Annotated in this window: 22 protein-coding genes; 1 reads left to right on the top strand and 21 read right to left on the bottom strand. The window is 40.1% G+C overall.

Going from position 1 to position 20569, the window contains the following annotated elements:
- Positions 1-36 precede the first annotated feature (36 nt).
- From rplI to B7E07_RS00890, 11 genes are all read right to left on the bottom strand, one after another.
- A complete protein-coding gene (gene rplI, locus B7E07_RS00940) occupies positions 37-486 on the bottom strand; it encodes a 50S ribosomal protein L9 (RefSeq protein WP_080843634.1) in 450 nt (149 codons plus the stop codon).
- Entirely contained in the window at positions 483-2456 is a 1974-nt protein-coding gene (locus B7E07_RS00935; protein WP_080843633.1) for a DHH family phosphoesterase, read from the bottom strand. The genes rplI and B7E07_RS00935 overlap by 4 nt, the downstream gene beginning before the upstream one ends.
- 11 nt (positions 2457-2467) lie before the next feature.
- Positions 2468-3409: a YybS family protein gene (locus B7E07_RS00930; protein ID WP_080843632.1), complete on the bottom strand. Its 942-nt coding sequence runs from the start codon at positions 3407-3409 to the stop codon at positions 2468-2470.
- A 279-nt stretch (positions 3410-3688) separates the two neighbouring features.
- The gene (gene rpsR / locus B7E07_RS00925) at positions 3689-3928 is read right to left on the bottom strand and encodes a 30S ribosomal protein S18 (RefSeq protein WP_066188608.1); all 240 of its coding nucleotides are present in this window, start codon (positions 3926-3928) and stop codon (positions 3689-3691) included.
- A gap of 49 nt (positions 3929-3977) precedes the next feature.
- A complete protein-coding gene (gene ssb, locus B7E07_RS00920; RefSeq protein WP_080843631.1) occupies positions 3978-4505 on the bottom strand; it encodes a single-stranded DNA-binding protein in 528 nt (175 codons plus the stop codon).
- Positions 4506-4542: 37 nt separating this feature from the next.
- Complete coding sequence (gene rpsF / locus B7E07_RS00915; RefSeq protein WP_080843630.1) at positions 4543-4830, bottom strand: 30S ribosomal protein S6; 288 nt, start codon at positions 4828-4830, stop codon at positions 4543-4545.
- A gap of 132 nt (positions 4831-4962) precedes the next feature.
- Positions 4963-5859 (bottom strand): ABC transporter permease, encoded by an 897-nt coding sequence (locus B7E07_RS00910; RefSeq protein ID WP_080843629.1) that lies wholly within the window; start codon positions 5857-5859, stop codon positions 4963-4965.
- Positions 5860-5873: 14 nt separating this feature from the next.
- Positions 5874-6830: an ABC transporter permease subunit gene (locus B7E07_RS00905; RefSeq protein ID WP_080843628.1), complete on the bottom strand. Its 957-nt coding sequence runs from the start codon at positions 6828-6830 to the stop codon at positions 5874-5876.
- Positions 6831-6947: 117 nt separating this feature from the next.
- Positions 6948-8048: a redox-regulated ATPase YchF gene (gene ychF, locus B7E07_RS00900; protein ID WP_080843627.1), complete on the bottom strand. Its 1101-nt coding sequence runs from the start codon at positions 8046-8048 to the stop codon at positions 6948-6950.
- Positions 8049-8276: 228 nt separating this feature from the next.
- Positions 8277-8486: a DUF951 domain-containing protein gene (locus tag B7E07_RS00895; protein WP_080843626.1), complete on the bottom strand. Its 210-nt coding sequence runs from the start codon at positions 8484-8486 to the stop codon at positions 8277-8279.
- 2 nt (positions 8487-8488) lie between these two features.
- Positions 8489-9382 carry a mechanosensitive ion channel family protein gene (locus tag B7E07_RS00890; RefSeq protein WP_080843625.1) on the bottom strand — a complete coding sequence of 298 codons (894 nt, stop codon included), beginning with the start codon at positions 9380-9382 and terminating at the stop codon, positions 8489-8491.
- Between the two features lie 345 nt (positions 9383-9727).
- Between B7E07_RS00890 and yyaC the strand changes: the two genes are divergently transcribed.
- Positions 9728-10357 (top strand): spore protease YyaC, encoded by a 630-nt coding sequence (yyaC, locus tag B7E07_RS00885; protein WP_080843624.1) that lies wholly within the window; start codon positions 9728-9730, stop codon positions 10355-10357.
- Positions 10358-10397: 40 nt separating this feature from the next.
- On the opposite strand, the gene B7E07_RS00880 is transcribed toward yyaC, so the two are convergent.
- The 10 genes from B7E07_RS00880 to mnmE form a co-directional block, all read right to left on the bottom strand.
- Positions 10398-11102: a DUF554 domain-containing protein gene (locus B7E07_RS00880; protein WP_080843623.1), complete on the bottom strand. Its 705-nt coding sequence runs from the start codon at positions 11100-11102 to the stop codon at positions 10398-10400.
- Positions 11103-11171: 69 nt separating this feature from the next.
- A complete protein-coding gene (locus B7E07_RS00875; RefSeq protein ID WP_080843622.1) occupies positions 11172-12032 on the bottom strand; it encodes a ParB/RepB/Spo0J family partition protein in 861 nt (286 codons plus the stop codon).
- Positions 12025-12786, bottom strand: coding sequence for a ParA family protein (locus B7E07_RS00870; protein ID WP_066441896.1), 762 nt, complete (start codon positions 12784-12786; stop codon positions 12025-12027). The genes B7E07_RS00875 and B7E07_RS00870 overlap by 8 nt, the downstream gene beginning before the upstream one ends.
- Positions 12787-13230: 444 nt before the next feature.
- On the bottom strand, positions 13231-14055 hold the full coding sequence (locus B7E07_RS00865) for a DUF817 domain-containing protein (protein ID WP_080843621.1): 825 nt from the start codon (positions 14053-14055) through the stop codon (positions 13231-13233).
- 48 nt (positions 14056-14103) lie between these two features.
- Positions 14104-14331 carry a helix-turn-helix domain-containing protein gene (locus B7E07_RS00860; protein ID WP_080843620.1) on the bottom strand — a complete coding sequence of 76 codons (228 nt, stop codon included), beginning with the start codon at positions 14329-14331 and terminating at the stop codon, positions 14104-14106.
- A 10-nt stretch (positions 14332-14341) separates the two neighbouring features.
- Positions 14342-14824, bottom strand: a complete 483-nt coding sequence (locus tag B7E07_RS00855) for a DUF2975 domain-containing protein (protein ID WP_080843619.1) — start codon at positions 14822-14824, stop codon at positions 14342-14344.
- 362 nt (positions 14825-15186) lie between these two features.
- Positions 15187-16056 (bottom strand): nucleoid occlusion protein, encoded by an 870-nt coding sequence (noc, locus tag B7E07_RS00850; RefSeq protein WP_080843618.1) that lies wholly within the window; start codon positions 16054-16056, stop codon positions 15187-15189.
- A 131-nt stretch (positions 16057-16187) separates the two neighbouring features.
- Positions 16188-16904, bottom strand: a complete 717-nt coding sequence (gene rsmG / locus B7E07_RS00845) for a 16S rRNA (guanine(527)-N(7))-methyltransferase RsmG (RefSeq protein ID WP_080843617.1) — start codon at positions 16902-16904, stop codon at positions 16188-16190.
- 28 nt (positions 16905-16932) lie between these two features.
- Entirely contained in the window at positions 16933-18822 is a 1890-nt protein-coding gene (mnmG, locus tag B7E07_RS00840; RefSeq protein ID WP_080843616.1) for a tRNA uridine-5-carboxymethylaminomethyl(34) synthesis enzyme MnmG, read from the bottom strand.
- A 222-nt stretch (positions 18823-19044) separates the two neighbouring features.
- Entirely contained in the window at positions 19045-20430 is a 1386-nt protein-coding gene (mnmE, locus tag B7E07_RS00835) for a tRNA uridine-5-carboxymethylaminomethyl(34) synthesis GTPase MnmE (RefSeq protein ID WP_080849063.1), read from the bottom strand.
- Between the last annotated feature and the right edge of the window lie 139 nt (positions 20431-20569).

Raw genomic sequence — 20569 nt, 5'->3', positions numbered from 1 at the left:
TTGTAACATGTTTATTTCATTTCTGTATTTCCAATATTAGTTTGCTTCTTTTACATGGACATTTAGAGTCGCTGTCACTTCAGTATGAAGTTTAACCGGAACCTTTGTATATCCTAATGAACGGATGGCGTCATTTAGTTCAATTTTACGTTTGTCGATTTTAATTTGGTGTTTTTTCTGAAGTTCTTCTGCAATTTGCTTGCTTGTAATTGAACCAAATAATCGGCCGCCTTCTCCGGCTTTGGTTGAAAATTCAACCGTTAGCTTTTCGATTGTTTCTTTTAGTTCTTTTGCACTTTCTAATTCTTCAGCAGCCACCTTTTCTTCTTTTTTCTTCTGAGCATTTAGTGTGCTGACAGCTGATTGGTTTGCTTCAACTGCAAGACCATTTTTAATTAGGAAGTTTTGTGCATAACCATCTGCAACATTTTTCACTTCGCCTTTTTTGCCTTTACCTTTTACATCTTTTAAAAATATTACTTTCATTCGTTCTTTCTCCCTTCAAAGTAATCGTCAATTGCTTCTTTAAGTTTGATTTCAACATCATTAATAGAAACATCCTGAAGCTGGGTGGCTGCGTTTGTCAAGTGCCCGCCGCCTTCTAAGTTTTCCATAATAACTTGTACATTCACGTCGCCGAGCGATCGAGCGCTGACACCAATAATATGGTCGGAGCGATAAGAGATGACGAAGGATGCCACCACTCCATCCATAGTAAGCAAGGTATCCGCTGCCTGGGCAATGAGTACCTGATCAAATTCCTGGTTTGGATCTCCCTTTGCGATAGCAAGGCCATCTCGATAAAAAGAAACCGTCTCAATTAATTTAGCTCTCTTAATATACGTATCAACATCTTCTTTTAAAAACTTTTGAACAAGAACCGTATCTGCTCCTAACGCACGCAAATAGGAGGCCGCATCAAAGGTACGTGAACCTGTACGCAATGAAAAGCTTTTTGTATCCACAATGATGCCAGCCAATAAAGCTGTCGCTTCAAGCATTTCAATTTTGCTCGTTTTCGGCTGATATTCAAGTAATTCTGTTACGAGCTCAGCTGTTGAAGAAGCATATGGTTCCATATAAACAAGAAGCGGATTCGCTATAAATTCTTCGCCTCGGCGGTGATGGTCAATGACAACTACATGATCGATTTTCGCAAGCAGCTTTTCTTCAATCACTAAAGAAGGCTTATGCGTGTCAACAACCACTAATAATGTATCATCTGTAGCCATTTCCATCGCCTGCTCAGGTGTAATAAATTTAGAGAACAAGGCTTCATTCTTTTCAATTTCACCCATAAGCCTGCGTACACTCATGTCAATTTCTTGCGCATTCATGACGATATAGCCTTCACGCTGGTTCATTTGCGCCACCTTCTGAATGCCTATAGCCGCGCCGATCGCATCCATATCGGGGCGTTTATGACCCATTATGATTACCTTATCACTTTCAGCAATCAGCTCTTTTAACGCATGTGAGATAACTCTCGCACGCACCCTTGTTCTTTTTTCAATCGGATTGGTTTTCCCTCCGAAGAACTTCACTTTCCCATTCGGCTGCTTAATCGCCGCCTGGTCGCCGCCTCTACCTAAAGCCAGGTCTAAACTGGACTGTGCCAGTGTACCTAATTCAGGCAAGCTTGAGACGCCTGTGCCAACCCCTATACTAAGGGTAAGCGGCACATTCTGTTTTGCGGTCGTTTCTCTGACCTCGTCTAATATCGTGAATTTCCCTTTTTCTAAAAGGCGCAGGATGTTTTCATTAAAAACAGCAATGAAACGTTCTGAAGACACACGCTTCAAAAAGACTCCGTTTTCTGTTGCCCAATGATTCAGAATGGACGTGACAAGATTGTTAAGACTACTTCTTGTCGGATCATCCATCGCTTGAGTAAGATCATCATAATTATCTAAAAAGATGATAGCTAGAACCGTTCTTTCCGCCTCATACATCTTTTCAATTTCTGTCTGTTCTGTTACATCAAAAAAATACAGCAGACGTTCCTCTGGCTTATGAATGACACGGAACTTCCGGTCATGAAGTGTAATCACTTCGCTCTCTACCTCTTGCTTCACAATAGAAACAAGTGAATCCGCTACATCATAGAGCGATCTGCCCACAAGCGTATCTTCATCAAAACAAGTAGCAAGGAATGGATTCGTCCATTCAACAAAATAATCATCATTAATGAGCATAATGCCAATTGGCATCTCCATTAATGCCTCTTCTCCAACTTTTTTTACCCGATAGGACAGAGTTGAAATATATTCCTCCGTTTCTTTGATCTGTTCATTATTTAGCTTGAACAGAAAATAAAAAGGAAGAATTGCAATAAGTAATGCTATAAGACCGATGATCCAATTGTAATATGCTAATATCCCAAGAAGCACCGCTGTTACGCCCATTAATCCAAAAATCGGATAGCGGATGGACCGCTTTTCTAAATATGAAGGCATCCTTTCAGCTCCTAAACATCTCTGCTTTCTACTCTTTGTCTTAATCCAAACCCTAAGTCAATTATACCTAATAATCTCACAATATAAAGGAGAATCGGCAATAATAGCGAAAGTACGACAGCTATGATCGGGAAAGCATTTGGGAGCCCCTTCTTATAACTATAATAAAAAACGAGAGAGAACCCTTGTATGACCATAAAAATCTGAAGAATATAGGTTAAGTTTACAAGTGCCAAAAACCAATAACTTCCTTCTTGAGGCTGAAAGAGCAAAGAGGCAATGACAGCAAGCAAATAGTACCATAAAATACTTTTTGGGAATGACAGCTCTCTAAACGGCTTAGATTTACTAATTTCCACACCAAATCGTTTCATAATCGGAAATGCAATGAGCTGCAGGAAAAATACAGTTAGAAATGAAGACATGATCAGTAGAGTTGGGATTAATGTCTGAATCATTTCAACTCCTGCATCAAGTTGTTCGAATAGCTCATCCCCTTCTTGCCCCATCACCGCCATCATATCTTTTACCATCGCCATTGATTCTTTCATGACCAATATACTTTCTTCCACAAAATTGATATCCATCAATAGAACAGAAACCGCATATATCCCCAGCGTAGCCAGCAGGAATGCTAGAGAACCAGCAATATAAGTTTCTAAACGGGTTTTCTTCTCTCTAAGGAAATCCCCGATCACAAGTCCTGTTAAACCAAATAAAAGCGTGACAGGCACCGCAAAAATAGTTCCTGTAATAAAGGAAATCAGGATCGCGGCAATAAAGAACAGGAGTGCATCCTTTCTAGCATGCTTTGCGGCAATCATCATAAACGGCACCGGCAGTACAAAATTAACTATTGCACCAATTACCGGCACATAGATGGTTATCATTAATAAAACGGCGAAGATCGCCAAGAATACGGCACCTTCCGTTAGCTTATGTACATTCTTCATTTTCCACCTCTTTAAACAGCTATTCCATAAGAACTATTGTAGCTACATTTATCACCGCATTCAACCTTGCCGATCCAACATGCTGAGAAGGACCATTTTTTGATTTCATCATTCATTATTTCCCATTGATACGCAGAACATCTCAATCAATTAGCTTAGTGAGTTTCAACACGTGAACAGGCATGATGTAATCATGCTTTTAAAAATGATGCTGATATCTAAATGTACAAATAAAAAAGCAGCATAGAGACCGAAACTCTACACTGCTTTGAAGTTCAATTATTCTCCTGCAACGAATGGCAATAATGCCATTTGACGTGAACGCTTAATAGCAATCGTTAATTTACGTTGGTATTTAGCGTTTGTGCCAGTTACACGACGTGGTAAAATTTTACCGCGCTCAGAGATGAATTTTTTAAGAAGATCCACATCTTTGTAATCGATATGAGTGATTCCGTTTGCTGTGAAATAGCAAACCTTACGGCGCTTCGCGCGTCCGCCTCTGCGTCCTCCAGCCATGTTCATTTCCCTCCTTGCTGTTCTTTTTTAACTGTATGCCAAGTTTATATTAGAATGGAAGATCGTCATCTGAAATGTCTATTTGACCGTCATTTGCAAACGGATCCTGATCCACCCGCGTATAGCCTTGGTTATTATTGCGATTATCCTGCTGACGCTGATTCTGATTGCCGAATGGGAAATCCTGCTGTTCCCTTGGGCTGCTGCCGTATCCGCCGCCATATTGCTCGGATCTGCCACCGCCGCCGCCTGAGCTGTTTTTTGGCTCAAGGAACTGCACACTTTCTGCCTGAACTTCTGTGATATAAACACGTTTTCCATCCTGGCCTTCAAAATTACGTGTCTGAATACGCCCATCAACTCCAGCTAAACTTCCTTTTTTAAGGAAATTTGCTACATTTTCAGCTGGCTTTCTCCAGATAACACAATTGATAAAGTCTGCTTCCCGTTCACCTTGCTGATTCGTAAAAGTACGATTCACGGCAAGTGTAAACGTGGCAACTGGAACACCATTCGGCGTATAGCGTAAATCCGGATCCTTTGTCAACCGTCCGACAAGAACAACTCGGTTCATCATCAGAATCAACTCCCTTCAGCAAAATATAATTTATCTATTACTTTTCATCTTTAACAACGATTTGACGAATGATGTCTTCGCTGATTTTAGCAAGACGAGTGAACTCATCAACAGCTGCAGTTCCAGCGTTAACACTCATTAATTGGTAGTATCCATCGCGGAAATCATTGATTTCGTATGCAAGACGGCGTTTACCCCAATCTTTTGATTCGATTACTTCCGCACCATTGTCAGTTAGGATTGAGTTAAAACGCTCAACAAGAGCTTTTTTAGCCTCATCTTCAATGTTTGGGCGGATGATGTACATGATTTCGTACTTTCTCATCATTTGCACCTCCTTTTGGTCTAAGCGGCCCTTAATGGGCAAGGAGCAATTATTCATTACTCACAAGTTGAAAGTATACCACATTCCCAAACTTAATGCAACGAGCTATCTATGGATCAAACACAAATCATGCTACAGAGGCATATGCCTGTTAAAATGCTTTCGGAAACCTTCACCAAGAATATTAAATGTTAAGGCAGCGACAACAATCGCAAGCATTGGATAGAATGGAATCCATATGGCCGTTACAAAATCGGCTCTCGCATCCTTAATAAGTGTCGCCCAATCATGACTCAAATTTTCAACAGAAAAGCTTCCATACCCTGTTTGTACAAACCCTTGGCTAATAAAGACACTTAGAACCGCCAGCTGTCCAATCAGCATAGCTACACGAGCTGCTTCGCTAAAGAAATTCACAACTACTTCAGGCAAAAGATTTGGTAAATAATAATGATATAGCATTTTTATAGGGTTATTTCCGATGGTAACTCCCGCCTCAACAAATGGTTTCTTCGAAAGCTCGTGTGCCTGCTTTTGGATAATAAACGCAACACGGCCGACATCAACAAGTGCAATAACTAAAATTGCAATAAAAAAGCGATGCTCATGAAACAGCAGCGGAGGCAGGCACAGGATAAGCGCAACGATAATGACAACCGGCAAACTTGAAAACAGCTGGCTCCAGCCGCGGACAAGCCAAGCAAAAAAGCCTTTATCCTTTGCTCCCAGTAAACCGAGTGGAAGAGCTATGATATACCTGAGAATTACAATAAAGAAAATGAGCATAAAGGTGTCTTTCGCTCCAACGACAAGCAAGCTGAGCATATCTCTTCCTTCACGATCAGAACCTAAAATAAACTCATCTGATGGCGGGAAGGGTGCAACTTTAATCACACCTGAGGAAGGAAACAAAATTCGTTCCCCGCTCAAATCTTTATCAATAAAAGGAAGATGCGGGCCTACAAATGTAATAAATGCAAGGATTGCAGCCATGAGGAATCCAACAAGCAAATAATAATTTTTCTTCATTCTGTTCAGCCCCCCTATACAATCCGCATACTTCTTTTAATGATAAAACCGGTCAGCTGCGCAAGCATTACAAGCAGCATAATAATGAGTGCTATACCAATAATGACTCCATGCTCAAATACTCCAATGCTGAGTCCTTCACTTGTATTGCTATATCCGAGAGCGGTAAACAATCGGTAAGACATGCCTTCATATCCCAGTAAATATTCTACAATCAGCAGACTGGTCATCAAATGAACCATTATGGATGTCATATGCGCTAAAACAGGCTTTAGAGCATTCGGCAGGATGTGCCGGTACACAACCTTTTTTTGCGTGAATCCTTTAGAGCGGGCCACCTGAATGTAATATTGACCGTCTTCATTTAAAAGGGAAGTAGAGGTAATTCTAGCAATGTACATCATTGGATAAATGGATACTAAAATGGTCGGCAGCAGAAAACTATAGGAAGTATTTTGACTGAGAAGTTTTAGGTCAGGTACAAACATGGTGACAGCCCAGATCATACAGACGGCAATAAAAAAATCCGGGATTGACTGCAGCATCCAGGTCAATCCATTTCCAAACACACTAAGTTTTGTACCCTTGCGCCGGTAATCAAAAATCCCTTTAAAAATGCCTAAAAACACACTGAGAAAAAAGGCAGGAAAGATGATCTTCAGGCTCGCTGGCACATATCTCTGGAGCTCATCTTCAACCGTCACTCTTTCATGTCTTGTATCACCCAGACTTTTATCATTCCAGAGCGTTTCAAAATAATGTGTTAGATTATTTTTGTACTCTGCCCATGAAAATTGATATTCCAGCATTATTTCAGCGGTGCCCCCAACTGTTCCCACTGATAAATTCCGCGGAAATAAAACGATTAAAACAAGCGCACAAATAATTAAAAAATATAGCAGCACCTGTTTCAGGAAAGCTCTTGTAATCTCCATAACTCCTCCCCCGAATTTCTTTTTTATATTAATCATATCAAAGGCAGAAATTATTTTCTATAAATTTAGTATTTTCATAAAATTTTTATTGTAATTATAAAAGCATGAATCTAAAAAAAAGAAAAGCTGCCAAAGTGCTGGCAGCCTGTTGTTTTATACATTGAAACGGAAATGCATGACATCTCCATCTTTTACGATATATTCTTTTCCTTCTAAACGAACCTTGCCCGCTTCTTTTGCAGCTGTCATCGTTCCTGCAGCTAACAGGTCCTCATATGCAACAGTTTCCGCACGAATAAACCCTTTTTCGAAATCACTGTGAATTACACCAGCACATTGCGGAGCTTTCATGCCTTTACGGAAAGTCCATGCTCTTACTTCTTGAACACCAGCTGTAAAATAAGTAGCAAGGCCTAACAAATGGTAGGCAGCACGGATGAGCTGATCAAGCCCAGATTCTTCGATGCCTAGCTCTTGAAGGAACATTTCCTTTTCCTCGCCCTCAAGCTCCGCAATTTCAGATTCAATTTTTGCACAAATCACGATCACTTCTGCGTTATCTTTTGCTGCAAACTCTCTTACTTGCTGAACATACTCATTGCCAGAAGGGTCTGCGACATCATCTTCAGATACATTTGCTACATAAAGAACTGGCTTGATTGTCAGCAAATGCATGCCTTTAGCAATTTTCATCTGTTCTTCTGTAAATTCAACTGTACGTGCAGGCTTGTCCGATTCAAATGCTTCTTTCAGCATTTCTAATACTTCTAATTCATAAACAGCTTCCTTATCCTTCTGCTTTGCTAATTTGCCGACACGGCCAATTCGCTTTTCAACAGATTCAAGGTCTGCTAAGATTAGTTCTAAGTTAATCGTTTCAATGTCATCAATCGGATCAACTTTTCCTGAAACGTGGGTAATATTATCATCAGCAAAACATCTGACAACCTGGCAAATCGCATCAACTTCACGAATATGTGACAAAAACTTATTCCCTAAGCCTTCCCCTTTACTCGCCCCTTTTACAATTCCAGCAATATCAGTAAATTCAAAAGCAGTTGGCACAGTCTTTTTCGGCTGAACTAGCTCTGTTAATTTTGTTAAACGATGGTCCGGTACTTCAACAATTCCGACATTTGGATCAATTGTACAAAACGGGTAATTGGCAGACTCTGCTCCTGCCTGTGTAATCGCATTAAATAAGGTAGATTTACCTACATTCGGCAAACCAACAATCCCAGCTGTTAAAGCCATTCAAAGGTCACTCCTCTAATCTTCATAATCTATACTAAAAAACCATTGCAATCCTAATCAATTAACCTCCCACAATTATAGAGAGGTAAACCGAAAAGCGCAAGGGGCTGGCCCAGGGACGACACCTCGAGTCCCTAGCCCCTGAAGCTAGACACTACTGAACAGCGCAAGCGCCTTGGTCAGCCCCGACACCTGAGGGACTAATCACGACATTCTGTACCCTAAAGTTCAAGATGAAGCGGACGAAGGGTCGTTCTTTATTAAGATCTTCTTGATTTTACGGGCAAATTCCCGTCTTGGGATCATGACACTATGGCCGCATCCTTCACATTTAATGCGGATATCCGCTCCCATGCGAATGATTTTCCAGCGGTTTGTTCCACAAGGGTGCTGCTTTTTCATTTCTACAATATCGTTTAATTCAAATTCCTTTTCCATATTTACCCCTCCATATTCATTTTGCCGCTATTTATTTCAGGATCTCTGCTGTACGTGACCATTCTTGGGAATGGAACTTCAAAGCCGTTTTGCTCTAAACAGAATTTGATTTCTTTTCTTAATATACGGGCAATATAAAAGTGACGCATCGGCAATGTTTCGGAAGTAACTCTGATGGCAACATCCGCTCCAGCCATCGTTTGGATTCCTAAAATCTCAGGTGGCTTAACCATATCACTATACTTTTCAGGCAAAGTGAGAAAATGCTCCTGCAGTACTTCTTCTGCTTTTGTGAAATCTGCATCATATGTGAGACTGACATCCACAAAGGCAACACTATTGTTTAAGGAGAAGTTCGTCACTTGGATAATACTCCCGTTGGGTAAAATATGAAGCTCTCCTGTCCAGTTTTTTATCTTCGTCGTCCTTAGACCAATCTCTTCCACAGTGCCTTCAAACTGATCAATTCGCACATAATCGCCAACTGAGAATTGATCTTCAAAAATAATGAAAAAACCGGTGATAATATCCTTTACAAGATTTTGTGCACCAAATCCGACTGCCAGACCAACAATTCCCGCTCCAGCAAGCAAAGCCCCTACATTAATTGTTAATGCCTGGAGAATCATCATTAAGGCAATAAAGGATGTGACATATGTCAGGACATTTTCCAGCAGCTTCATTAATGTAGCTTCTCGTCTTTCAGTAATTCTGATGGCTGATCGTGTTCGTACCGTAAACAGCTTGTGAATTAAAATTTTTCCTGTCTTAATGATGATTCGCGTCATAATGATAATAAGCAAAATTCTTAATGCGCCTTCACCGATCTTCCACCATAACGCTTCATTAAATAATTGTTCTCGTATCGTTGCTAGAAGAGTATCCAGACCGTCCATGGGTTTCACCTGCTTTAATTTTGTTAATTATACATGGTATACGATCTATATTAGCAACTTTTCTTCCTACATTGTAGCAGAGAGCATTAAACTTTTAATTCTTCTAAAAAACTGCCACATTGGCAGAAAATGAACCTTACTTCATATCACTTGCACTTTTTAAAATAAAAAATTCCATTTTCTGCAGATCTATGTAAGACATACGTATAGATTTTTATAAAATTCCGTATACTGTTACTACTCAGAAAAATACAAGGCGTCTGTATGGACATATGAATGATTTAATTAGCAAAAAATTAAGCAGCCAAACAACGATACAGCAGAAAATTTGAAGGAGAGAAGCCGATGAATTTTAAAACAAATCTTTTTGATAAAAAAGCTGGCGGAACGAAACGGATTGAGCACGATGAACAAAGTGCAGAAGAAAAGTTGGCGATTGAATTAAAGAATAAACTGCCAGCAAGATTAGGCATCCGTCCTGTTGTTTTTGTTTGCATCGGCACTGATCGTTCGACCGGCGACTCTTTAGGACCACTCGTCGGAACATTGCTGCAAGAAAAAAAGATGGAATCCTTTTATGTTTACGGCACCTTAGAAGATCCCATTCATGCGGTTAACCTTCAGGATAAATTAGCTGAAATTCGCACAAAGCACTTTAATCCATTTATCATCGGCATCGATGCGTGTTTAGGCAGAGTGAAATCTGTGGGCATTATCCAAGTTGGTGACGGTCCTGTAAAACCTGGCGCGGGAGTAAATAAGGATTTGCCTGAAGTGGGAGATATGCATATAACAGGCATCGTTAATGTGAGCGGCTTTATGGAATTTTTTGTTTTACAAAATACTAGATTGCATCTGGTTATGAAGATGGCGCAAATGATTGCAGGAGGCATTTATGAAGCGAGTCTGGATTTCCCTCGGCATCCGACTTGGTCAGCAATTAAATGGCAAATAGAAACAGAACAAACGCAATAAACAAAAATGAGGCGGTAAATAATCACCGCCTCATTTTCTTTTATCCCCACATATATAAAATGGTCACAATAATGGCTGTCACGATAATACCCGGCAGCAGGTTAGCAACTCTAACCTTTGTTAATCCTGTTAAATTAAGACCAATCGCAAAAATCATAATGCCGCCTGCTGCTGTCATCTCAGTAATAAAACTATTTAAAAGTGCCTCTGGGATGACATTATTTATTCCTTTTGCAAACAGGGCAATTAGTCCTTCATACAAAACGACGGGAATTGCAGAAAAGATGACGCCGATTCCCAATGTTGTCGCTAGAATGAGAGCGGTAAATCCATCAATAATTGATTTCGTGAATAAAACCGAATGATCTCCCCTAATGCCGCTATCTAATCCGCCAATAATGGCCATTGCGCCAATGACAAAGATAAGTGTGGCCGTTACAAAGCCTTGTGAAATACTGCCTTGGCCACTTGTGCCAATTTTCCTTTCCAGCCAATTTCCTAACTTATTGAGCTGATCTTCCAATCCCAGAAATTCTCCAATCACGGCTCCAAATACAAGACTTAAAATGACAATTAGAAAGTTTTCGCTTTTTAAACCCATTTGCAGTCCAAGAACCATGACACATAGACCAATAGCATACATGACTGTTGTTTTCATATTCTCAGGAATCCGGTGGAATAATCTACCTAAAAATGCCCCCAGAATAATGCAAATCCCGTTGACCGCTGCACCTAATAAAAACATGTGAATCTCCTATCCCTCTTATAAAAAGATCTTTTTGAATGAAAAAAATAACCATCATGGTTGTGATGGTCACAAATCAGATTCTTCAGAGCCCAGTAACTCGATAATGCGCTCTAAATCATCTTTGGAGAAAAACTCAATTTCGATTTTCCCTTTTTTCTTGTTCTTGTTTTGTTTAATTATAACATTTGTTCCAAAACGCTCTCGCAGTGATGTTTCCTTCTCGCGAATAAATACATCTTTCTTCTCAGGCTTTTTTGTTTCACGTGAAACATGTTCATTAAGTTGCGCAATAAATCTTTCAAGCTGTCTGACATTCCAGCCTTCTTTGATTATTTTTTGCACAACTGCATTCAATTTATCTTTATTGCGAAGTCCGAGCAATGCTCTTCCATGCCCCATTGAGATTTTCTTTTCAGAGATATATTCTTGTATTGAAGGCGGAAGAGAAAGCAGTCTAATATGATTAGCAATATGAGGGCGGCTTTTTCCCAATCTTTTGGCGAGTTCTTCTTGTGTAAGTTTAAGCTTGTCCAAAAGAAGCTGATAAGCAGCTGCCTCTTCAATCGGTGTTAAATCTTCCCTTTGCAGGTTTTCCAGAACAGCAAGTTCCATCATTTGCGGTTCTGAGAGATTTCGAATAATAACGGGGACCTTGTCCAGCTTTGCTTCCTTTGCGGCACGATAACGTCTTTCCCCAACGACAATTTCGTAGCCTTTAATGCTTTTGCGAACAATAATCGGCTGCAGGATCCCATGCTCAAGAATAGAAAGCTTCATCTCTTCAATCGATTCTTGGTCAAAGATCTTCCGCGGCTGATACGGATTGGGGCGAAGTTCCTTTAAATTTACTTCTTGAACCATTTCCTCTTGATTTTCATCCATATTTCCAAAGAAAGCATTGAGTCCTTTTCCTAACCCTTTAGCCATTCGCAACCACTTCCTTTGCCAAATCTAAATAAACTTCTGCTCCTCTTGACTTTGCATCATACGAAATAATCGGCTGACCATGACTTGGAGCTTCACTTAGACGTACATTTCTTGGAATGATCGTGTTGTATACTTTATCTTGGAAATATTTTTTCACTTCTTCAATTACCTGAATGCCAAGATTGGTCCTTGCATCCAGCATAGTCAGCAATACACCTTCTATTTTAAGGTCTTGATTCAGATGCTTTTGCACAAGACGCACTGTATTTAATAGCTGACTTAGCCCTTCTAATGCGTAATATTCACATTGAACAGGAATGATGACCGCATCTGAAGCTGTAAGAGAGTTAATAGTCAGCAAACCAAGCGATGGCGGGCAATCTATAAGAATATAATCATACTCATTGTTAATTTCATCTAGAGCCCGTTTTAAACGTACTTCCCTTGAAATCGTTGGAACAAGTTCTATTTCCGCTCCCGCTAAAGAGATTGTTGCAGGAATAGCAAATAAATTCTCCACAGAGGTTGGCTTAATCACCTTGGAAGATTCTACATCATCTACTAAAACATCATAAATGCACTGATCAACATCGGCTTTTTCAATACCAACACCGCTGGTGGCATTCCCTTGCGGATCAATATCAACGAGCAGCACCTTATACCCCATATGAGCAAGGCATGCACCTAAATTGACAGAGGTGGTTGTTTTTCCTACTCCGCCCTTTTGGTTCGCAATGGATATTACTTTGCCCACGATGTCACCTACCTTCATATCAAAAGTTTCTATTAATAAATGGACTATTGGTAAGAATTTAAATCACGTATTCTATTTTATCATGAATTGATTAGGAGAATCATTTTTTATTCAGTTGTTTTGTAAGTTAGGGTGACTTTTAAAAAAGTAATATCGTTTCCACTACATGGTACTCGCTTTCCGCGGGTGAGAGATGAGCCTCCTCGGCGCACCTATAGGGTCTCATCTTTCTCACTTCTCCCGCAGGAGTCTCGCACCATTCCGTTCCAACCAAGATGTGTATTGCAAATAACCCTTTTAAAAACCTTTGGATAAATAAGAGACCTCACTATTAACTTACTAAGTAATATTTTTTTCATAAAAAAGACCAATAAAAAAAGCAACAATTCCTCGTTGCTTTTCTAAATTCTATCTAGAGAGTTATTTTCAGAAAGGGTTCAATGATTATTGTTTCTGCTCGTTTAATTCCGCTGTGACTACTTGTTTGTCATACGTTTTGGAGTCAAAGGGCTGGTTTCGTTTTACTTGTTTTAAGGTCGCAACGATGAGGAAGCTGACTATGACGAGCAGGAGCCATGAGCTAACCTTTCCTAGGTGTACGAGACTCCAGGCCTCGGTTTGGTTTGGGTATTGCCAGGCACCAAAGAAGGTAGCGATATTCTCAGCAATCCAGATAAAGAATCCAATTAGGATAAATGAAAAGACGAGCGGCATACGATAGATCGAGCCATTTACTTCATATGTAACCGCTGATTTCCAAAAAACGATGATGACGAGAGCGGATAGCCACCAGCGGATATCCACCCAAAAATGATGAGTAAAAAAGTTCAAATAGATTGCAGAGGCAAGTGGTACAACAGCTAAAAATGGCGGCCACTTCACAAGGTTAACATTCAGTCTTCTCCAAGCCTGACAAAGATAGCTGGCTACACTGGCATACATAAATCCGCTGTATAATGGTACTCCAAATACCTTGAAAAACCCTTCTTCCGGATATGACCACGATCCCATATGCACTTTAAAGAGTTCCAGAGCCAGACCAATAATATGGAATAAGGTAATTACTTTTAGTTCATCACGCGTTTCAAGTCCAGAACGCACCATCCACCACTGCATCAATAGACAAATGATCAACAGCCAGTCATAACGGTGAAAAAAAGGAAGCTGTACAAACTGTGTTAAAGCTAATGAGGCAAAAATCACAACAGGGAAAAGACAAGATAATGCCTGTTCCCAGCCAAAATGAATAAGCTGCTTAAATGCCTTCACGGTTCCACCTCCATTATTCATTGCTATCATCCCTGCTGTATCATTGTTCTAATCTTCACTTTGACCTTTTTCATCACTTTTATATTCTAAAATATCTCCAGGCTGGCAGTCTAACGCCTGACAAATAGCTTCTAAAGTTGAAAAACGAATCGCCTTCGCCTTCCCATTTTTTAAAATTGAAAGGTTTGCCATCGTGATACCTACCCGCTCTGAAAGTTCTGTTACACTCATTTTCCTTTTCGCCAGCATGACGTCAATATTAATAATAATTGCCATTATGTTCACCTCAGACCGTTAAATCATTTTCTGATTTGATATCGATTGCTTCTTGCAGCAATTTTTGCAGTACTGCCGCAAAGACTGCAATGACCATCGATGCAAATGGGACAAGCATTCCTACAAGAATAACACCCGGAGCATCATCCACTTCCGCAAATAGATAAAAAAGTGGAAGGGCAAGGATATGCAAACTGCTGATGATGATAGCGCAATACTTAATCTTCTTTAGTGCATTCACAGAAACTTGGGAAAACGCTTTGTTGCTGTCGATATAGCGCAATAGGCTGAACGCCTGAAATAAAGCAAAGTAGAAAGGGATCGCAGAACCCCAAAAAATCATATAAACCATATACTTAATAGCAGGAAAATCAGGGAGCAGTTCTGCTGCAACCTTTCCCATCTGTGGCACTAAAAATATACATAGTGCGAGAATCGGTATTCCAATAAAAATAACAGCCATCTTTAAGAAAAGAGTTGATACTTGTTTCATACATACACCTCACTTTTATTTTACCAATTTGAATTTACCATATTATTTATCGTTTTACAATAAATTTTTATCTTTTATTATGTTTTTTTTATTGTAAAACAATTTCGAAAGTCATTTTATCCATATAAAATCAAACAAAAAAAAGACCAAAATTTCATTGGTCTCGAATGTTATATCTTTATTCTGGCTGTTTTTTCAAACTTTGTTGCTTTTGCATAGTAGATGCACAAAGAATTCGACTTCAGATTACTCGCTTTCGCAACAATCAACAAACATTTGCTTCTCTTTAAAGAATGATTATTAAAACAGCAATCGCACAGAAAAAGGCTTTATTTTGAATAAGATAAGATACTAAAATAAGATCATTTCTTCTTCGGTATTTTAATGGTAATCTGATAAAACTCATCAAATTCTTCTTCTTCAGAGTTTAAGTTTATTCCACTGTCTTCTACCATTGATAGAGATTGGCGGATGGTATTGACTGCAATTCGCATGTCTTTGCTGAATGCTTTTCTTTTTGGCTTTGGCTTTACCTGTTTTTGCTCAAGCATTTTGACAACACGATCTTCTGTCTGCTTAACATTAAGGTTTTTATCAATGATTTCCTGGAGCAGGATCACCTGCTTTTCTGGATCCTTTAAAGGAATAAGTGACCGGGCATGCCGCTCTGTTATTTCTTTGTTTAAGACAGCTTCCTGAACTTGTTCTGGCAGCTTTAATAAACGCAGCTTATTGGCGACAGTTGATTGCCCTTTTCCCAATCGCTGTGCAAGCGCCTCTTGTGTCAAATTATGCAGCTCTAGTAGCTTTCCGTAAGCAACCGCTTCTTCAATCGGGGAAAGCTCCTCGCGCTGTAAATTTTCTATAAGGGCAACTGAAGCTGTTTCAGTATCGCTCAGATTCCTTACAATGGCAGGCACTTCAGTCCACTCTAATTTTTTCATGGCGCGCCATCTTCGTTCCCCAGCAATGATCTCGAACTGATCATCCGCATACTCGCGGATAACAATAGGCTGAATGATGCCATGAATATGAATCGTACGCGCAAGCTCTTCTATTTTTTCATCGTCAAATACCGTTCTTGGCTGAAAACGGTTCGGTACGATTTTATCTATTGGTATTTTTTTCACTTCATCGTGGTCAGAAACTTCATCTATTTCAAGCTGATTCTCTGTTTCCACTTCTTCTCCCTTTTCGCCTAGGCCAAAAAAGCGTGAGAAAGAATTTTTCATCACCCTGCACCACCTTTACGAAACTCCCTATTACATATTCTCTAGTGATATGACAATTCCTGCATGATAAATATAACATGTTTTGCACATTTTATGTTTTTCAATGTGAAGAATACACCAATCATTCATTGTTATTCAATGGGTGTTTTATTTGGTGTACCAGGCTTTCTCGGGTATTTTTTTGGTGTTTGTTTTTCTTTTTCAATGATTAAAATATTTCGTTCACTTTCTTCTTGCGGCAATATAAAAGTATGACATTCCTTTAAGCGGCCGCCAAGGGTTGCGATTGCCTTCTTTCCGGCATCGATCTCTTCCTGCGCACTTGCCCCTTTCATTGCAACAAAAGTCCCGCCCTGCTTTACAAGCGGCAGACATAGTTCACTTAGCACAGATAACCGTGCTACGGCGCGTGCAGTAACAACATCATATGACTGTCTATGATTCGGATTTTGTCCAAAGGTCTCCGCCCGATCATGAATAAAGCGGACATTTGTCAGGTTAAGCTCCTTGGCTAAATGCTCTAGAAACCCAATTCTTTTGTTGAGTGAATCTACAATCGTTATATGTAAATGCGGGAAAGCAATTTTTATCGGAATGCTTGGAAAACCAGCTCCAGCCCCTACATCACATAGATGCAGCGGTTCATTAAAATCATAATAAAAGGCTGCGGAAATGGAATCGTAGAAATGTTTTAAATATACTTCTTCTTTATCCGTAATTGCTGTTAAATTCATTTTCTCATTCCACTCAACGAGAGTAGAATAATAAATTTCATATTGTCTGATTTGCTCAGACGAAAGGGAGATCCCTTTCGCCGCAAGCATTTCAGTAAATTCGGTCGTGTTCATCGGACAATCCTTTCTCGCTATTAGCAGATTAGTCGTTTGCTATTTTTGCAATTCTGCCTTGCTCCAAATAAACAAGTAAAATGGAGATATCCGCCGGATTGACGCCGGAAATTCTTGACGCCTGTGCAATCGAAAGCGGCCGAACTTCTTTTAATTTCTGCCTTGCCTCTGAAGCTAGTCCATTAATGGCATCATAATCAATATTCTCAGGGATTTTCTTATTTTCCATCTTTTTCAGCCGATCTACTTGCTGAAGAGACTTTTCAATATAACCCTCATATTTAATTTGGATTTCTACCTGTTCGGTCACATCTCCATCCAGCTGTATGTCTGCCGGAACTAGCTGATTAATATGACTATAGTTCATTTCAGGGCGCTTTAGCAGGTCAGCTGCACGGATGCCATCCTTTAGCTCGCTGCCTCCAAGTGATTGAATCAGCTCCTGAACCTGGGCTGTTGGTTTAATCATTAGTGTTTTTAGACGCTCTTTTTCTGCTTCAACTGCTTGTTTTTTTGCTGTGAAACGAGCAAAACGATCTTCTTTAATTAAGCCAACCTTATGACCCAATTCAGTTAAGCGCAGATCTGCATTATCATGGCGCAGCAGCAGACGATATTCTGCACGTGAAGTCAATAGACGATACGGTTCATTTGTCCCCTTTGTCACGAGATCATCAATTAGTACACCAATATAAGCGTCAGAACGGCTTAATATCACTTCTTCCTTGCCCAGTGCATTTAAGCCTGCATTCATTCCTGCCATCAACCCTTGGCCAGCCGCTTCTTCGTAACCAGATGTGCCGTTAATTTGACCTGCAGTATATAGGCTTTTAATCTTTTTCGTTTCAAGTGTTGGCCAAAGCTGTGTGGGTACAATCGAATCATATTCGATCGCATAGCCAGGTCGCATCATTTGCACATTTTCAAGTCCCGGGATGGTCTTAAGGATTTTATGCTGAACATCCTCAGGCAAGCTTGTTGATAATCCTTGCACATAAACTTCTTGGGTGTTTCTGCCCTCGGGCTCCAGGAAAATTTGATGACGAGGTTTGTCATTAAAACGGACCACCTTGTCTTCAATTGAAGGACAATAGCGAGGTCCAGTTCCCTTGATCATGCCTGAATACATTGGTGAACGATGGAGATTGTCATCAATGATCGTATGTGTCTGTTCATTTGTATAAGTCAGCCAGCACGGAAGCTGATCTGTAATATATTTCGTTGTTTCAAAAGAGAATGCACGGGGTACATCATCACCTGGCTGAATCTCAGTTTTGCTGTAATCAATTGAGTTGCTGTTAACACGAGGGGGTGTCCCTGTTTTAAAACGAACGAGATCAAAGCCAAGTTCCTGCAAGTGCTCTGAAAGCTTAATGGATGGCTGCTGATTGTTCGGTCCGCTTGAATATTTCAGTTCTCCTAAAATTATCTCGCCGCGCAGGAAGGTTCCGGTCGTAATAACAACTGATTTTGCCTGATAGATGGCACCAGTCTGTGTAATGACACCTTTACATACGCCGTCCTCAACGATTAAACGCTCAACCATTCCCTGAATAAGCGTCAGATTCTCTTCGTTTTCCATCGTTTTTTTCATTTCATGCTGATAGGTGAATTTATCCGCCTGCGCTCTTAACGCCCGAACAGCCGGACCTTTACCTGTATTTAACATCCGCATTTGGATATGGGTTTTGTCGATATTTCTTCCCATTTCTCCGCCTAATGCGTCAATTTCTCTAACAACAATTCCTTTAGCGGGTCCACCAACCGATGGATTACACGGCATAAAGGCAACCATATCTAAATTGATCGTAACCATCAGCGTTTTAGCACCTAAACGCGCTGAAGCCAATCCAGCTTCAACACCTGCATGCCCAGCACCAATGACGATTACATCATAATTCCCTGCCTCATATGGCATGTTCTTACCTCCTATACGAAAAGCGCAAGCGCCTTGCTCAGCCCCGACTAGTAAACCTCGAGGGTCTAGGCGCTGGAGCTAGACACTGTTCAAAGTTAAAATAATGATACGTTATTCTCTATACGAAAAGCGCAAGCGCCTTGCTCAGCCCTGACTAGTAAACCTCGAGGGGCTAGACGCTGCTGCTAGACAAAGTTCTTAATTCATTCTCTAATATGTTTCCTATTTTCCTAAGCAGAATTGAGAGAAAAGCTGATCAATTAAGCTTTCATGAACGCTGTCGCCAATGATTTCTCCAAGCAGCTCCCATGTTCTTGTTAGGTCAATTTGAACAATATCAATGGGTGTTCCCAATTCAACACCTTGTATGGCCTCATTAATGGTGTTGAGTGCCTGATTTAATAATGCAATATGACGGGTATTTGAAACATATGTCATATCACCAGATTCAATTGAGCCGCTGAAAAATAAGCTGGCAATTGCTTCTTCTAATTCATCCACACCTTGTTCTGCCAATAAGGAAGTCGTCACAAGTTTATGATTACCTGCTAAGGTACGAACCTTGTCCATATCAATTTTTGCTGGCAAGTCCGTTTTGTTTACAATCACAATAACGTCCATTCCTTCGACAGCTTTGAAAAGATTTTCATCTTCCACACTGAGTTCATCTGAGTAATTCAAGACAAGGAGCAGTAAATCAGCTTCCTTTAAAACCTGTCTCGATTTTTCTACTCCGATTCTTTCTACAATATCCTCAGTTTCTCTTATACCCGCTGTATCCAGCAGTCTTAACGGAACTCCGCGTACATTTACATATTCCTCGATCACATCACGTGTTGTTCCTGGAATGTCAGTGACAATCGCCTTATTTTCGTGAACTAAACTATTTAATAAAGAAGATTTCCCTACATTCGGCCGTCCTACGATAACCGTTGATAGACCTTCTCTCAGTATCTTCCCCTGCTGGGAAGTTCTCAGTAATTTTTCAATTTCTTGTTTAACAAAAGCAGATTTTTCAAGCAGCATATGATGGGTCATTTCTTCTACATCATCGTATTCTGGATAATCGATATTAACTTCAACGTGAGCTAAGATTTCTAAAATTTCCTGTCTCAAGCCGCGAATTAACTTTGATAATCTGCCCTCCATTTGTCCTAACGCAACATTCATCGCTCTGTCCGTTTTAGCGCGGATCAAATCCATAACTGCTTCTGCTTGCGACAGGTCTATTCGCCCATTTAAAAATGCCCTTTTTGTAAATTCTCCAGGTTCCGCTAAACGTGCCCCATGATTAAGCAGCAGCTGAAGTACACGGTTTACAGATACAAGTCCGCCGTGGCAATTAATTTCAACTACATCCTCTTTTGTGAAAGTTTTAGGTCCCTTCATAACAGAGACCATTACTTCTTCTGCAATTTGCCCTGTGCTGGGATCTATAATATTGCCATAATGGATCGTATGTGAAGGTACTTCCTTCACGTTTTTTCCAGATACACCTTTGAATAATACATCAGCAATGTCAAAAGCCTGCGGACCGCTCAATCTGACAATCGCAATTGCTCCTTCTCCCATTGGCGTCGAGATGGCCGCAATTGTATCTAATTCCAACATTATATTCACCTCTCTTTATCCTGCATTTATCTATTTAAAATCGAGTAAATTTTATTTCCCAAAAGTTCAGCATATCATATCCGTATCTATTAGAAAAGCAAACAAAATCAATTGTCCACAATGCTAAAATAGCTTA

Source organism: Cytobacillus gottheilii, assembly GCF_900166665.1.
GTDB classification, from domain to species: domain Bacteria; phylum Bacillota; class Bacilli; order Bacillales; family Cytobacillaceae; genus Cytobacillus; species Cytobacillus gottheilii_A.
This window is presented reverse-complemented; position numbering and strand designations above follow the sequence as displayed.